This is a genomic window from Pseudoalteromonas obscura (assembly GCF_030135505.1).
Classification (GTDB): Bacteria; Pseudomonadota; Gammaproteobacteria; order Enterobacterales; family Alteromonadaceae; genus Pseudoalteromonas; species Pseudoalteromonas obscura.
The window spans coordinates 220492-234089 of sequence record NZ_JASJUT010000002.1 but is presented as its reverse complement, the minus strand read 5'-3'; the positions used below and the strand labels follow the sequence as shown (position 1 = coordinate 234089).

16 protein-coding genes and 1 tRNA gene are annotated in these 13598 nt (G+C 41.5%); 10 read left to right on the top strand and 7 right to left on the bottom strand.

Going from position 1 to position 13598, the window contains the following annotated elements; all coding sequences use genetic code 11:
* Nucleotides 1–76 precede the first annotated feature (76 nt).
* The 9 genes from rlmE to QNM18_RS05085 all read left to right on the top strand — a co-directional run bounded on the left by rlmE (nt 77) and on the right by QNM18_RS05085 (nt 8444).
* Nucleotides 77–706, top strand: coding sequence for a 23S rRNA (uridine(2552)-2'-O)-methyltransferase RlmE (rlmE, locus tag QNM18_RS05125; protein ID WP_023398698.1), 630 nt, complete (start codon nt 77–79; stop codon nt 704–706).
* 67 nt (nt 707–773) lie between these two features.
* Nucleotides 774–2711 carry an ATP-dependent zinc metalloprotease FtsH gene (gene ftsH / locus QNM18_RS05120; protein WP_211009605.1) on the top strand — a complete coding sequence of 646 codons (1938 nt, stop codon included), beginning with the start codon at nt 774–776 and terminating at the stop codon, nt 2709–2711.
* Between the two features lie 181 nt (nt 2712–2892).
* Nucleotides 2893–3738: a dihydropteroate synthase gene (gene folP / locus QNM18_RS05115; protein WP_284136585.1), complete on the top strand. Its 846-nt coding sequence runs from the start codon at nt 2893–2895 to the stop codon at nt 3736–3738.
* Nucleotides 3735–5075: a phosphoglucosamine mutase gene (gene glmM, locus QNM18_RS05110; RefSeq protein ID WP_211009603.1), complete on the top strand. Its 1341-nt coding sequence runs from the start codon at nt 3735–3737 to the stop codon at nt 5073–5075. Before folP ends, glmM begins: the two co-directional genes overlap by 4 nt.
* Before the next feature lie 80 nt (nt 5076–5155).
* Nucleotides 5156–5899 carry a triose-phosphate isomerase gene (tpiA, locus tag QNM18_RS05105; RefSeq protein WP_211009602.1) on the top strand — a complete coding sequence of 248 codons (744 nt, stop codon included), beginning with the start codon at nt 5156–5158 and terminating at the stop codon, nt 5897–5899.
* A 4-nt stretch (nt 5900–5903) separates the two neighbouring features.
* Nucleotides 5904–6245, top strand: coding sequence for a preprotein translocase subunit SecG (gene secG, locus QNM18_RS05100; RefSeq protein ID WP_211009601.1), 342 nt, complete (start codon nt 5904–5906; stop codon nt 6243–6245).
* A gap of 7 nt (nt 6246–6252) precedes the next feature.
* Nucleotides 6253–6338, top strand: a tRNA-Leu gene (locus QNM18_RS05095).
* A 159-nt stretch (nt 6339–6497) separates the two neighbouring features.
* Nucleotides 6498–7880, top strand: coding sequence for a tyrosine-type recombinase/integrase (locus QNM18_RS05090; protein ID WP_284136584.1), 1383 nt, complete (start codon nt 6498–6500; stop codon nt 7878–7880).
* Between the two features lie 9 nt (nt 7881–7889).
* Entirely contained in the window at nt 7890–8444 is a 555-nt protein-coding gene (locus QNM18_RS05085) for a hypothetical protein (RefSeq protein ID WP_284136583.1), read from the top strand.
* Nucleotides 8445–8577: 133 nt separating this feature from the next.
* Here QNM18_RS05085 and QNM18_RS05080 read toward each other — a convergent pair whose 3' ends face one another.
* Nucleotides 8578–9513 carry a hypothetical protein gene (locus QNM18_RS05080; protein ID WP_284136582.1) on the bottom strand — a complete coding sequence of 312 codons (936 nt, stop codon included), beginning with the start codon at nt 9511–9513 and terminating at the stop codon, nt 8578–8580.
* Between the two features lie 358 nt (nt 9514–9871).
* On the opposite strand from QNM18_RS05080, the gene QNM18_RS05075 reads away from it, so the two are divergent.
* Nucleotides 9872–10108 (top strand): hypothetical protein, encoded by a 237-nt coding sequence (locus tag QNM18_RS05075; protein WP_284136581.1) that lies wholly within the window; start codon nt 9872–9874, stop codon nt 10106–10108.
* A gap of 129 nt (nt 10109–10237) precedes the next feature.
* On the opposite strand, the gene QNM18_RS05070 is transcribed toward QNM18_RS05075, so the two are convergent.
* From QNM18_RS05070 to QNM18_RS05045, 6 genes are read right to left on the bottom strand one after another with little or no spacing between them, the layout of a single operon-like run.
* Nucleotides 10238–10552, bottom strand: coding sequence for a helix-turn-helix transcriptional regulator (locus QNM18_RS05070; RefSeq protein ID WP_211009597.1), 315 nt, complete (start codon nt 10550–10552; stop codon nt 10238–10240).
* A gap of 1 nt (nt 10553) precedes the next feature.
* Nucleotides 10554–11123 carry a hypothetical protein gene (locus QNM18_RS05065; RefSeq protein WP_284136580.1) on the bottom strand — a complete coding sequence of 190 codons (570 nt, stop codon included), beginning with the start codon at nt 11121–11123 and terminating at the stop codon, nt 10554–10556.
* Nucleotides 11120–11749: an MT-A70 family methyltransferase gene (locus QNM18_RS05060; RefSeq protein ID WP_284136579.1), complete on the bottom strand. Its 630-nt coding sequence runs from the start codon at nt 11747–11749 to the stop codon at nt 11120–11122. Before QNM18_RS05060 ends, QNM18_RS05065 begins: the two co-directional genes overlap by 4 nt.
* Complete coding sequence (locus tag QNM18_RS05055) at nt 11742–12068, bottom strand: hypothetical protein (RefSeq protein ID WP_284136578.1); 327 nt, start codon at nt 12066–12068, stop codon at nt 11742–11744. Before QNM18_RS05055 ends, QNM18_RS05060 begins: the two co-directional genes overlap by 8 nt.
* A gap of 12 nt (nt 12069–12080) precedes the next feature.
* A complete protein-coding gene (gene rdgC, locus QNM18_RS05050; protein WP_284136824.1) occupies nt 12081–13199 on the bottom strand; it encodes a recombination-associated protein RdgC in 1119 nt (372 codons plus the stop codon).
* Nucleotides 13186–13578 (bottom strand): hypothetical protein, encoded by a 393-nt coding sequence (locus tag QNM18_RS05045; protein ID WP_284136577.1) that lies wholly within the window; start codon nt 13576–13578, stop codon nt 13186–13188. The genes rdgC and QNM18_RS05045 overlap by 14 nt, the downstream gene beginning before the upstream one ends.
* Nucleotides 13579–13598 lie beyond the last annotated feature (20 nt).

The window sequence follows — 13598 nt, the reverse complement described above, 5'->3', positions numbered from 1 at the left end:
AATTTACTAAATTAAGGCTTGAATTCTCGTTATTCTAACGCCATCTAAAGAAGATTACTAATGAGTTGCAGTGAATATGGCAAATAAAAAACACTCAGCGAGCTCAAAACGCTGGTTAAAAGAGCACGTAGACGATCCTTTTGTACATGAAGCGCAAAAGCGAGGCTACAGATCACGGGCTGTATTTAAACTTGAAGAAATACAACAGCGCGACAAATTGATCCGTCCAGGTATGCACGTAGTTGATTTAGGTGCGGCCCCGGGAAGTTGGTCACAGTACTTGGCTGAACAAGTCGGTGACAAAGGGGAAGTCATTGCATGTGACATTCTGCCAATGGACTCATTACCTGGTGTTGCATTTTTGCAAGGCGATTTTCGCGAAGAAAGTGTGCTAAACGCGTTGCTCGACCGTATTGGTGGTAAAAATATCGATGTTGTTTTTTCGGACATGGCACCGAATATGAGCGGTAACAATGTAATAGATCAAGCTGGTAGTATGTACCTTGTTGAGCTAGCACTGGATATGTGCCATCAAGTACTCAAGCCAAATGGTGCGTTTGCGGTGAAGGTTTTCCAAGGCGAAGGGTTTGATCAATTTGTACAAGAAGTGCGGAATGCTTTTAAAGTTGTAAAGATCCGTAAACCAAAAGCGTCTCGACCTAGGTCTCGTGAAGTATATATAGTGGCGACAGGATACAAACTGTAGTACAGTTGAGGTGCATTAAAGATGATTTTAAATAAATTGGATACAAGAGGTTAACCCCTTGAGCGATATGGCGAAGAACTTAATTCTCTGGCTGGTCATTGCAGTTGTGCTTATGACGGTGTTTCAGAGTTTCAATAATGGCGAGCAAATTGATCGTCAAACTAGTTACACTCAGTTTGTTAAAGAAGTGCGTAGTGGTGCGATCAGAGAAGCAAATATAGACCGTACAGCTGGTACTATTTCAGGGACTAAAAGTAATGGTGAACGTTTTCAAACAATCATGCCATTATATGACGAAGACTTAATTAATGACTTGCTCAAGAATGATGTCAACGTGAAAGGCGTTGCGCCAGAAGAGCAATCGTTCTTGGCAAACGTCTTCATTTCTTGGTTCCCAATGCTGCTGTTAATTGGGGTATGGATTTTCTTCATGCGTCAAATGCAAGGCGGTGGCGGCAAAGGTGCAATGTCATTTGGTAAGAGTAAAGCACGCTTGATGAGCGAAGACCAAGTTAAAACGACATTTGCAGACGTTGCCGGTTGTGATGAAGCGAAAGAAGACGTAACTGAATTGGTAGACTTTTTACGCGACCCGTCAAAGTTCCAAAAGCTAGGCGGTAATATACCTAAAGGTGTCCTCATGGTAGGTCCTCCAGGTACAGGTAAAACACTACTAGCTAAAGCTGTTGCTGGTGAAGCAAAAGTACCTTTCTTCACTATTTCAGGTTCAGATTTCGTTGAAATGTTTGTTGGTGTAGGTGCATCTCGTGTTAGAGACATGTTTGAGCAAGCCAAAAAAGCAGCACCTTGTATTATCTTCATTGATGAAATTGATGCTGTAGGCCGTAAACGCGGTGCTGGAATGGGCGGCGGTCACGATGAGCGTGAACAAACTCTAAACCAAATGCTCGTTGAAATGGACGGATTTGAAGGCAATGAAGGTATTATTGTTATTGCAGCGACAAACCGCCCTGATGTTTTAGACCCTGCGCTTCTAAGACCTGGCCGTTTTGACCGTCAAGTCGTAGTAGGCTTGCCAGATGTTCGTGGTCGAGAGCAGATCTTAAACGTGCATATGCGTAAAGTGCCACTTGATTCAAATGTAGAAGCGTCACTGATTGCGCGTGGTACACCTGGTTTCTCTGGTGCTGATCTAGCAAACTTAGTGAACGAAGCAGCTCTATTTGCCGCTCGTGGTAATAAACGCAAGGTCAGCATGGCCGAGTTTGATGCTGCAAAAGACAAAATCATGATGGGTGCTGAGCGCAAGTCGATGGTAATGTCTGAGAAAGAGAAAGAAATGACTGCTTATCATGAAGCGGGACACGCCATTGTTGGTCGATTGGTTCCAGAACATGATCCAGTTTATAAAGTATCGATTATTCCTCGTGGTCGCGCGCTTGGTGTTACTATGTACCTTCCAGAGCAAGATCGTGTGAGTCATTCTAAAGAGCATTTAGAGTCGATGTTATCTAGCCTTTATGGTGGCCGAATCGCAGAAGCCATAATTTACGGTGATGATAAAGTTACTACTGGTGCTAGTAATGACATTGAGCGAGCTACCGATATTGCTCGTAAGATGGTTACCCAGTGGGGTTTAAGCCCAGTGTTGGGTCCACAAATGTACATGGAAGAACAAGGTGAAATGTACATGGGTGGAAACGGATCTAGAATGGCAGGTGTGTCTGATGAAACTGCTAAGCTTATTGATGCGGAAATTAAGAAGTTTGTTTCTAGTAACTACGATAGAGCAGAGCAGATCCTCAAAGACAATATGGATATTCTTCATGCAATGAAAGATGCATTGATGAAGTATGAAACCATTGATGCTGGACAAATTGACGATCTGATGGAACGTAAAGAGGTACGTCCTCCAAGAGATGCGCATGATAGAAAATCAGATAAAGACAGTGGTCTAAATGGTGGTGCATCAGCTTCACAATCAGATGAACCAAACTCAGATATTCCACCTCAATCAAACACAGAGCTTGATGATAAACCTTAATCAAAGGTAAAATAGCGATGTAGGAATTTGGGCCTCGAGCATTCTCGAGGCCTTTTTGTATCTTGACCTTTGCATTTTGTCCGTTTTTCTCTTTGGTTAACTTCATTTTTAGTGAATCTAATCAATAATCTGGAAGGAGTTGTCAAAGTATGCTTAGATACAAATAGCAGGAAGGTAACAAATGTTTCAACTTTCATTACCCCGAGGTCGTGTTTTAGACCTTTCCAACCCTCAAATTATGGGTATCGTAAATACAACCCCAGATTCTTTTTCTGATGGCGGCAAGAACTACAAAAATGATAGCGCTGTCATGAATGCTTTATCACTGCTTGATGAAGGTGCAACCATTTTAGATATTGGTGGCGAGTCTACTAGACCCGGGGCTTCAGATGTTGCTTTAAATGAAGAGCTAGATAGAGTCATTCCTGTGATCAAAGGGATCAGAGCACATTCTGATTGTGTGATCTCTATTGACACCAGCAAAGCAGAAGTTATGAGGCAGGCTATTTTAGCAGGCGCAGACATAATCAATGATGTTCGAGCGCTGCGAGAAGATGGCTGTCTCAATGTAGCGGCTGAATTCGCGAATGTACCTATCTGCTTGATGCATATGCAGGGGCAACCTAGAACTATGCAACACGATCCTCAGTACGATAACCTTATAAATGATATAAAGCGCTTTTTTGATGAGCGCATTGAAGCGTGCGAGCAAGCGGGGATCTCGCGCTCTAGGTTGATAATTGACCCAGGATTTGGGTTCGGTAAATCGTTACAGCATAATTTCGAATTGCTAGGGCAATTTAACCAGTTTACAGATTTCAACATGCCAGTATTGGCGGGCTTATCTCGCAAATCTATGTTTGGAATGCTATTAAATCGGGATACAAATGAACGTTTACCAGCGAGTCTAGCTGGTGCTTTGTTATGTGCGCAACAAGGTGCGCATATTCTTCGCGTTCATGATGTAAGAGAAACCAATGATGTGCTGCAGGTGTGGTCTGCGGCAAACCATGGAGTAACTAAATGACAACAAGAAAATATTTTGGCACAGATGGTGTTAGAGGGTTAGTAGGAGAGTTTCCTATAACACCTGAGTTTGCCTTAAAGCTAGGTTGGGCTGCTGGTAAAGTTTTGTCTAAGTCGGGCACTAAAAAAGTAATAATAGGTAAAGATACAAGAATCTCTGGCTATTTATTGGAAACCTCTCTTGAGGCTGGGTTAATTGCAGCAGGTATTGACGTGGTTTTATTAGGCCCTATGCCAACGCCAGCCGTTGCTTATCTCACGCAAACTTTTAGGGCGGAAGCCGGTATAGTGATTAGTGCGTCTCATAACCCTTATCACGACAATGGTATCAAGTTCTTTGCTGGTAATGGTAAAAAGCTCGCCGATGATGTTGAGCTAGAAATTGAAGCAATGCTTGATGAACCGATGACTTGCGTGCCGTCTGAGCAATTAGGTAAGGCACGACGCCTTGATAGTGCAAGTGGGCGTTATATTGAGTTTTGTAAGAGCCAGTTCCCTAAGGAATATTCATTAGAGGGCATTAAAATCGTTTTAGATTGTGCCAATGGTGCTACATACCATATTGCACCTTCAGTGATGCAAGAACTTGGTGCTGAAGTGATAGCAACAGCCTGTGAACCTGATGGCATGAATATTAATGCGCAGTGTGGTGCAACACACGTCGACGCATTAAAACGTCAAGTTTTAGAGCACAAAGCAGATGTTGGTATTGCATACGATGGTGATGGTGACCGAGTGATGATGGTCGACCATAACGGTCGTGTATTTGATGGTGATGACATTGTTTACATTGCGGCATTACAAGCGAAGTTTAACGGTACGCTCAAAGGCGGCGTAGTTGGAACTGTGATGTCTAACATGGGGTTAGAAAATGCACTTAAGTCGCAAGATATTCCTTTCTTGCGTTCTAAAGTGGGCGATCGTTATGTGTTAGAACTGTTATCACAAGAAGGATGGAATATCGGTGGTGAAAGTTCAGGACACGTTTTGAATTTAGACTTGATTGCGACGGGTGATGGGATCATTTCTAGCTTACAAGTTCTGGCAGCTATGGTTGCACAGAATAAAACACTTAAAGATCTTGGCGCTGGTTTTACAAAGTACCCAATGAACATGATCAATGTGAGATATGCAAAAGGAAAGGATCCTGTGGCTAATGAAGCTGTACAGGAAGCTGTGAAAGAAGTTGAGGAAAAACTTGAAGGCAAGGGAAGGGTCCTATTACGTAAGTCAGGTACAGAGCCTGTGATCCGAGTCATGGTTGAAGCTGAGCAAGAGAAACAAGTGATGGACTTTTCTCAGCAGATTGCAGAAGTTGTTGAATCTGTAAGCAATTAAACCAAAAAAAATAAAATTTTTCTTGTAACTTTGGGTGAGTAGGGTTAGTATCTCACCCGCTTTCTGACGCGGAGTATCGAATGTTGAAAAGAAAGCCTATGGTGGCAGGTAATTGGAAAATGAACGGTTCATTAGAACTGGTTCAATCAATTTCAAGCACAGTTAAAAACATCAATAATCAAGATGTTGAAGTTGTTGTAATTCCACCAACTGTACTATTAAGTGACGTGATTGCGTCAGGCGTAGTCGCTGGAGTGCAGACTGTTTCAGAGCATAGCGAAGGTGCGTATACGGGTGAAGTGCAAGCTTCTCTAGTTAAATCACTTGGTGCTACTTATACCCTGGTTGGTCACTCTGAAAGAAGAAGTATTTTTGGTGAGTCTAATGAAGACGTTGCCAATAAGTTTGCACAAGCTCAGGCAAATGGTTTAACACCAATTTTATGTGTTGGTGAGACAGAAAGCCAAAGAGAACAAGCGCAAACTGAAGAAGTCGTTGCAGAGCAAATAATCGCTGTAATTGACAAATTAGGTATAGCATCACTGGCTAACTCTGTGATAGCATACGAGCCTGTTTGGGCTATAGGGACTGGTAAAACAGCTACCCCAGAACAAGCTCAGGCAGTCCACAAGTTTATTAGAAATTTAGTGTCAAAGTATGACGCTGACATTTCTGAAACACTGCAAATTCTTTATGGTGGCAGTGTTAACGAAAGTAATAGTGAATTATTGTTCGCACAAGCAGATATTGATGGTGGTTTAATAGGTGGCGCAAGCTTAAAACCTGAATCATTTAAAGTTATCTGCGAGAGTGCAAAAGGATAAGTAAATGTACGAAATTCTTTTGGTTGTCTACTTAGTCGTTGCTTTAGCGTTAGTTGGAATGATTTTGATTCAACAAGGTAAAGGTGCCGACATGGGCTCTTCATTTGGAGCAGGTGCATCAGCAACCGTTTTCGGTTCGTCAGGTGCAGGCAACTTTATGACGAAAACAACGACAATACTAGCAACTGTGTTTTTCGTGCTAAGTATTGCTTTAGGTAACCTTACTGCAGGTCAAATTAAACAGACTGACCAGTGGGAAAACCTAGAAGCGCCAGCTGCGACAACAGTTCCAGCGGCAAGTGACGTACCAGCTTCTAACAACGAAGACTCGGACGTACCAAAGTAAAATATTTGCGAATGTGGTGGAATTGGTAGACACGCCATCTTGAGGGGGTGGTGAGCTATGCTCGTGGGGGTTCAAGTCCCCCCATTCGCACCAAATAAAACACTTAAAAAACAAAGTGTTAAAGAAAAAGCCGTGCGCCTTATGGGTCCACGGTTTTTTGCTTTTTAAGGTACAAAAACACATAATGGTAGACACGGATGGTACTACTGACATACTCTAAAAATGCATGAGTATGGCGAAGGAATATGATTCATGGCTAAAATCAATTTATCCGTTAGCGCAATAGCTAATCTCAAAATCCCGAATAATAAAAATTATCTCACAGCAACATTTTCTGGCTTCCCAGGTCTTCAGCTTTATCTGAGGTGGGAGTCAAAACACGTCCAGCCCGAGGGCTTAGATTCTGTCGAGAGGCAATCAAAAACTGTCTACAACTGGCGATATCGTTATCAAAAACCAAACTCTACGCAACGTACGGCTGTTTCTCTAGGTTACTACCCAGAGGTGAGCATTGACAAGGCTAAAGCTGAGCATGGCCGTTTAATGGCCCTCGTCAAAGCGGGAACGGATCCGCAAATAGAAGTGTTACAAGACAAGTTGCGCCAAAAAATGTTAGCGTCCATGGTTGATGGTTTCACTAAAAAGTCCTCTGTAAATCATGTTTTTATGGAGTTTAAAAAAGACTGGGAGCTGACCGGCGGTACTGAACGTGCTTTAAGAAATTACGAGCTTTCGTATGAAAAGTACATCCTACCGCATTGGAATGGGCGTGATATGAAGTCGATTTCGCCACGAGAATGGGATGAGTTTGTTTTAAACATTGCTAATATTCAAGGTAAAAAAGGCGCTGCAGAGGCTGTGCATAAAGCTATGCGCAGGATCTTTAGCTATGCAGTTGAAAAAGATATCGTTGCGTCAAACCCTTTATTTGGCCGCAAAGCGGTTCTACCCAGCATTATGGGTACACCGGACGAAACGTACCTAGAAAGCCATGAGGTGCATAAGTTACTGACTGAGCTTGGCGACCAGCCATGTGAGCCAATGCTTAAAGTGTTGATCACTTTGATGTTAAGAGTTGGCGTGCGATCTGAAGAGTGGACGCGCGTAAAGCTAGGTTGGATCAACTTCCAAAAAATGCGAATTGAACACCCACCCGAGTCTATGAAAAATAGGAAAAAAGCTTGGACACATTTGCCAGAGAATGTGATCACTTTACTGATTGATTACATCGGTACATTGAAAGACAGGTATAGTGAACTAGATAAAGAGATGTATCTTTTTCACGAGTATGATCCTCACACCCAATTAGAAAGAGACTATTTTTCTCGGAAAGTTAGCGAGCTTAGTGGTTGGCTAAAATTTACGCCTAAAATCTTCCGTAAAACCGTATCTACTCATTTACAAGAAAGAGGCTGCCCTAGCGAAGTACTTAGGGCAATTCGAAACCAAACCCTTGCAAAAGGCACTGGCAAAAATTACGAGTTTGGTGATTTGTTTCAATTGAAAAAAGAATGGATTGACCGTTGGCAATTGATATTGGAAGAAGTAAAACATGATCCGGATGCGCTCGTAGGCGAAAAGGAATCTCAATTGAATGATGCGCTGACATCTAAAGTAAATGATTTGTTTAGCTAAGGAACTTGAATGACTGAAAGCGAGTTATATACATATTATACAGCCATAGCTGCCGCTATAGCAGCAGCTTTTAGCGCTGGCGCAGCTATTTATCAAGCGTATGCAAATAAGAAGCATCAGAACGCTTCTGTGATGCCTTTACTCGTTGATTATATAGACTTACATGGCTTAAGTACTGGGGGTAATTTAAAGTTATTAATTAAAAATCAAGGCTTAGGACCTGCGATTATTAGTCGTTATTCGTTCTTTTGGAAGGATAAGCAGGTGCTCCATAATGAGCTCTTGGATGTTTCTCATGAGCTTTTAGGAAGCCGCTTTGCTGTATCTTTATCTGAATATCAAGCTGGCTATGCATTTAGCGCAGGTGATGTAGTTACTATTTTTGAGATTGAATTTTTAAATCAAAAAGGCAAATTCAACGAAGATGACAGGCTTGTTATTGAAAACTTTGTTGCTGAAGCTGTGAAAAACTTTAGGTTAGAAGTAGATTATCACTCGTTATTGAGTAAAAAGAGGTATAAATACACGACGATGCCAAATTTAAAAATGCTTCAAGTGTATTGATAGGTTTCATTGTTAATAATATCGAGATCTGAAATTGAATTGGTAATTTTTACTAGCCCATACCCAATCTTTAAGATGAAAAGTAAGCTAACTCTTCGAACTGTAAGATTGGGCATGAAACACTCAAATTACATTATAGAAACTTTTCCGCTAGCGCGCGCTTTCCGTGTGGCTCATCAACTTGCAACTGTTTTGATTCGGTGTAGTACCAGCCTGACACGCAAAGGTCGTCCTTACCAATTGTTACGTTTATGCGCAACTCGTGGCCATCATCAAATGTATCCCTTATATGCGCTTTACACAGTTCATCCCTCAACTCAAACGTGAATGGCTCCGCATCTCCATCCCAAGAGGATATTGCTGCTTTAATGAGTGTTTCACTGATAGTGTTTCGTCTTTTTTGTGAAAACATCTCTAAAGACCATTCTTTTATAGGTCCATACATCCCGCTATTATTAAGCGTTTCAAGTATCTTTCTCATGTGTCCACCAGTATGTTGGTTTACAATTAGAGATGAGCGTGATCCGTGCGGTGAACCTAGAATTTCTGATTTCATATTCCACCAGGTTTCAGCTACCTGTGCATTTCTGGCATTCCTCACAAGCTCTTGGGCACACCATGCAAGAGCATCTCTGCTACGAATGGTTCCATCAGCCTCTAACTCTATGTCTACTGATTTTACTAAAACTGGGTAGGCACTGTCTGAATACAAAGGAAAGTCTAATTTCCAAGCAGCAAGGCCCTGTATGCTATTGACTCTTTCTATGAGATTTTTAGCCGTTTCTTCGCCGTAGGGGCATGTTATGAAGCCTTTGACAAACAAAACGGTGTGGTCCACGCCCTTGTAAGCCTTCAAGTCAGATATCAAGTGAAAAGGTTCTTCTTGCTCTCGTGCTGGATAAGTCAAGATAGGGTGCCATTCAGGGTAACTTTCAATTGAATTACCTAGCTCTTCAAAAACGTGGCGGCAATTGTCTTTTGCAGCTTCGGGATCTGCTAAATTTTTTGTTAAATACCTTAATGCAGCCGAATTTGTCTCTGCAGCTGCTGTGGGAAATCTAAATTCCATAGTTCACCTATTACAAAAAGCGATTACATAAAATAAATACTTTACGTATACAGCTCAATTTACGTAAAGTGTGTTGTTTACGTAAATTGTGCGTGTTGCGTATTGAGGTGTCAATGTTTTAGTGTGAAAAATGTACTTTTACTTAAGGCTTGGTTTGTTTTGCTTTTATATTTTTGCCTATATATTGCTCTTTCTAATAGATTTTTCACCAACATGTATGGTTAATTGCGGCTTAGGTAGAGAAACATTTTTTTGTGATATTATCTTCCTTGTGAATTGATTAGTATCAATTACAAATAAATAAAGTGCGTAACAGGTGAACTATGAGAAGATTTTATAAAAAAATAGGAGTTAGCTTATGGCTAATGAGACAACCTCGACAGAGGTTTCAAGCATCAACAGCTCTTCGAAGGAAGGTCTTGAGGTAAACGATAGCAAAAAACAGTGCCAATGTTGCTGGCAAAGTTTTAAGCTTTCGTTTTCGACTAATTTCGGGCAGTGCTTAGGTAAATATTTAGGTCAAAGCCTAGCAAAGCTTATAGTCGTGTGCATCGGCTTAATAGTATTAGCTCTGTGTGGTGTAGAGTACTTTTAGTCGATTATTGTACTTTTTAAGCGCTTGTGGCTTGCAATCACGCGCGCTTTTAAACAAATAGTGCACTTTTTTATCTTACAGCAATCAATATACTTGGTGGTCATACCAGTGGTTGTTTAAATTCCCTGGTTACCTTGGGGTATTCAGCACATTTTCGATCCCTTGCTGCACACCTTCAATGACCAACAACTTCATAAATCTAGCTAAGTTTGGTGGTATTTCATCAAACTTGAGTTCTTGACCCTGTGATTTGCCAACATATTTATATATGTCGGACTTTCTCCATTGTTTGGTTCTAGACTCACTGGGAATCGGTTTAGGTATTTCACCTCTGGCCATTTTGGTTTGCAGTGTGGCGTTCGTGTTTCCAGTAATCTTCATCACTTCTTGCGCTGTTAGTACTTCACATTCTACGTTCTCTTGAACATCTGATTTTTTCGCCATGTCAGCTTCCCTCATGCGTAGTAAGTGGAATTGCAAACCAAGCTACCGGCCCGCTATCTGTCTCATGAATTGAAATGAGAAAAGCGCTTTGTACATGACATTCCGGCTCCCAAGATGAAATGTTGTTTTCACCTTTGTTGTAATAGCTTTGATACAAATCACTACCTTCTTGCAAGTAATCTTTGTACAGCATTAGACCTTGGTTCATTAACCAACAATCAATTTCGTCCGCGGTTGAGCTTTCCCAAAATGGTAGGTCGTCATGTGTCCAATAGCCATTGCTGTCTTTTTCGACCTGTACTTGCTCGAGCTTGACGACACTAGGCAGGGCGCGTACCAAGATATCTTTTGCAGCCAGCGGATCATGATTTATCTTTTCTAATGCGCTTTTTATTAGCGTGTCCATGCTTGCAATTGTTGTTGCAAGTTGCCCTGTTGCCTGCATAACCCAATTGTGAGGTTTAAAATTCTCTGCCTCTTCTTTTGTTGTGGGTAGGTAGCTTTGCTCGCTTCGCATGCCTGCATTCAGCGCATGGTCTCTTAGTACTTTTTGAATATAATTTGGTGTCATGCTGCTTCTCCTTTAGCGTCAAACTTGCTTGTTTCATTACCCCAGACTGACCACCCAGATGACACGGTGCGTGCAAATAGCTCGATTGTCGGTTTGTCACCTGCAAGCTCTTTACACTTTTGTCTGAATTCGTCAGGCTTACGACTATGTTCAAGGATTTGGTAGTTACCAGTGAAGTTTATGAACTGAAATATTTCACTGGCGTCTAAAAGTTCGTGGTTTCCAACAGCTCTCACGGATCTTGATGCGACTTTTGGCTTTCCTTTTGTAGCAATAATTGCGCACTCTAAACCAGCTCTGGTATAAGCGCCCATACCGAAAGCAGGCTTTCCATTAACAGTTAACTTGTTCCAGTTAAAGCCATTCATGTTTTTGAGAGTGAACCCCCACGCTTTGACAACTGCAATAGCTTCCTCAGGCATCGCTCCCACGTACCACATTACCAATATGCAGTCATCTGCAGCGAGTCTTTCTACGGGCATTGCTTTCAACTCATCTACGCACATTGTGTCGTAATGTTGGGCTGCACCGGATTTCATAGAGCCGCCAGTTTTTTTACTGTTAAACTGCCATGCAGGATCTGCGTAAATCAGTCCGAATTTTTGGCCTTTAAATTCATCAAACATGCGCAACCTCGTAAGATGTAGTTGTTTCTATCAATACTGAAACATTTAACCTGGTGAATGCCCCCTCATGATGCCAGTCATCAAGAGTTTGCATTTCAGTTTTACCTTTGAAGAGGTATACACCAGCTGTCTCGGGCAGGTCGATCTTGTGGAAAAGATCTTCCATATCACAAGCGTACTCTTGCAAATCAGTATTAAATTGTATGTTAGTTTTAAATACCTCGGTTACCGCGCCGTCTATGCCAGTTGAGCCAATAGCAACAACCGCTTCAATGTCGCTCAATGTCAATTCTGCTTTTTCATAAAGTTCGTTACACATAATTGTCCTTAGTTATGCCAAAAGTTCTCTAAGACCATTGTTGCCAGGGGCAGATACGACACCTTTCTTCTCTAGCTCTGTCAGCAAGTGCGAAGCATTGCTGTATCCAATCCGCAACGACCTTTGTAAGTTGGAGATTGAGGTGTTTTTAGTTTCTATAATTATTTTCTCAGCAGCATCAATATTTGGGGTTGCTATATCACTCTTCTGCGTGCAGTCTTCGTAGCCTTGGTCGATTTTTTCCCTTATTGCTTGGTAAATGGAGTTAAACAATTCGGTTAGTTCAGCTACAACTAAGATAAAGTCAGCACCTAGTCTATGCGCTATTTCTTCTGATGCTATATCGTTGTTTGTCTCTTTGATGACGTCTGAATATTTGATTCGCTTGATGCTGCCATCGCTGTGAATCGTAAAGGTAAGGCGGTCCTTGTATTTCATTTCTAATTTACTTACCAGCATGCTTGTCATTAACTCAGGAATTTCATCACCGTAAAGATCCCTGTCTTTGAGCGTTATTTCAGATGTTTTTTCGGCTGAATCAACAAGTGTTGCCAAACCTCCAAAATCAAAGTTTTTAGGGGGAACTTGCTCGCTCACATATTCAGTTAAGGCAGTGTCAATAAAGAGGTCTGCAAAAGCTGGTGCGACTGGTAAAGTTCCAAGTGACTTTCTCAATAATGCTAGAGTTTCTTCTGCTTTAGTGTGGTTGGCTGACTCGACAAATATCAATTTGGAAATTGTGTCAATTAGCACGTAGTGAGTTGCCGCTTTCTCGAATGCCTGTGGTGTAATTGTTGTAAGGATATCGTCTTTAATTTGCTCCCTTTCTTTTTTCTTAACTGAACGATTCTCTTCTAGCTCAACCTTTTTAACTTGTTCATGGACCATGTCATTCAATACGCTTGCAGGGATTACACGTTCAAATCGTTTTGCGCAAAGTAAAATTTTACCTTGGCTGAAATAAGCAAGAGTATTCCCATGGTCACCAAGAGCGTTAGTCCAACCAAAAGTTGAAAGCTCTTGAGCGCCACAGTTGCGTGCTTTATCTTGTTGTAATGACTCTTCGAAGTCATCGAAATGATAAATTACGTCACTTTTGAATTTATATACTTGTACATTAGATAAATACATTTTCACTTTCCTTATTTGCGATTGAATCTTTGTAATCTAGCTCTAATGGCACCCATTCATATTTGATGCGTTTTGCTTTGGTAACAATTTGGTTGCCTGATTTGTCAAGGGCAGGGCGTCTTCTCATGGCTTTTAAATCCCGATATTCACCTTTATGCTTTTTAGCTTGCTCTATAAATTCAAACGCAGTGCTTGGTATCTGAAACTCGCCACTTACACTCGCCGGTTTGGACTTAAGAAACAATTGCATTTGCATTTCGGCTACTTTTGCCTCCCACTCTTCAGGTGTCTTTGGCGCATTGGTGCCAAAAAGCTCATTCACTTTTTTAACTGCGTTTGCTCGGCATTTACTTAAGCTAACTCCATGAACAGAAAACATAACCCTTCCCCTTATGCCTT

Excerpts from the sequence above, each read along its gene's own strand:
- rlmE (WP_023398698.1), top strand. The coding sequence starts at position 77 with ATGGCAAATAAAAAACACTCAGCGAGCTCAAAACGCTGGTTAAAAGAG.
- ftsH (WP_211009605.1), top strand. The coding sequence starts at position 774 with ATGGCGAAGAACTTAATTCTCTGGCTGGTCATTGCAGTTGTGCTTATG.
- folP (WP_284136585.1), top strand. The coding sequence starts at position 2,893 with ATGTTTCAACTTTCATTACCCCGAGGTCGTGTTTTAGACCTTTCCAAC.
- glmM (WP_211009603.1), top strand. The coding sequence starts at position 3,735 with ATGACAACAAGAAAATATTTTGGCACAGATGGTGTTAGAGGGTTAGTA.
- tpiA (WP_211009602.1), top strand. The coding sequence starts at position 5,156 with ATGTTGAAAAGAAAGCCTATGGTGGCAGGTAATTGGAAAATGAACGGT.
- secG (WP_211009601.1), top strand. The coding sequence starts at position 5,904 with ATGTACGAAATTCTTTTGGTTGTCTACTTAGTCGTTGCTTTAGCGTTA.
- QNM18_RS05090 (WP_284136584.1), top strand. The coding sequence starts at position 6,498 with ATGGCTAAAATCAATTTATCCGTTAGCGCAATAGCTAATCTCAAAATC.
- QNM18_RS05085 (WP_284136583.1), top strand. The coding sequence starts at position 7,890 with ATGACTGAAAGCGAGTTATATACATATTATACAGCCATAGCTGCCGCT.
- QNM18_RS05080 (WP_284136582.1), bottom strand. The coding sequence starts at position 9,513 with ATGGAATTTAGATTTCCCACAGCAGCTGCAGAGACAAATTCGGCTGCA.
- QNM18_RS05075 (WP_284136581.1), top strand. The coding sequence starts at position 9,872 with ATGGCTAATGAGACAACCTCGACAGAGGTTTCAAGCATCAACAGCTCT.
- QNM18_RS05070 (WP_211009597.1), bottom strand. The coding sequence starts at position 10,552 with ATGGCGAAAAAATCAGATGTTCAAGAGAACGTAGAATGTGAAGTACTA.
- QNM18_RS05065 (WP_284136580.1), bottom strand. The coding sequence starts at position 11,123 with ATGACACCAAATTATATTCAAAAAGTACTAAGAGACCATGCGCTGAAT.
- QNM18_RS05060 (WP_284136579.1), bottom strand. The coding sequence starts at position 11,749 with ATGTTTGATGAATTTAAAGGCCAAAAATTCGGACTGATTTACGCAGAT.
- QNM18_RS05055 (WP_284136578.1), bottom strand. The coding sequence starts at position 12,068 with ATGTGTAACGAACTTTATGAAAAAGCAGAATTGACATTGAGCGACATT.
- rdgC (WP_284136824.1), bottom strand. The coding sequence starts at position 13,199 with ATGTATTTATCTAATGTACAAGTATATAAATTCAAAAGTGACGTAATT.
- QNM18_RS05045 (WP_284136577.1), bottom strand. The coding sequence starts at position 13,578 with ATGTTTTCTGTTCATGGAGTTAGCTTAAGTAAATGCCGAGCAAACGCA.